Origin of the sequence: Streptococcus mitis (assembly GCF_946188585.1) — a bacterium.
In the GTDB taxonomy this organism is placed as follows: Bacteria; Bacillota; Bacilli; order Lactobacillales; family Streptococcaceae; genus Streptococcus; species Streptococcus mitis_DG.
In genome coordinates this window covers 1-233 of the sequence record NZ_CAMHVI010000054.1, presented here as the reverse complement: position 1 = coordinate 233, position 233 = coordinate 1, and the positions used below count along the sequence as shown (strand labels likewise).

The window sequence follows — 233 nt, the reverse complement described above, 5'->3', positions numbered from 1 at the left end:
GGGTTAACTGGTTCAACACGTTCTGAAAGGGTTACAGTGTAGACTTGGTCACGTGCTGTATCGTAGTCATAAACCTTAGCACCACCCGCTGTGAATTCATCGCTAACAAGGTTATAGCCTTGTTTCTTGAACTCTGTGATTTGACTTGTTGTGCTGTAGGCAATGGCTTCTCCTGACTTACCTGTTACTTCATCTGTTGTGAGAACACGGTTACCGTTAGTGCTTACGTAACG

1 protein-coding gene is annotated in these 233 nt (G+C 44.6%); it reads right to left on the bottom strand.

Annotation, left to right across the window (positions count from 1 at the left end; translation table 11 throughout):
* Positions 1–233: mucin-binding protein (locus N8M66_RS09380; protein ID WP_261047250.1), on the bottom strand; the 233-nt coding region annotated here is incomplete at both ends.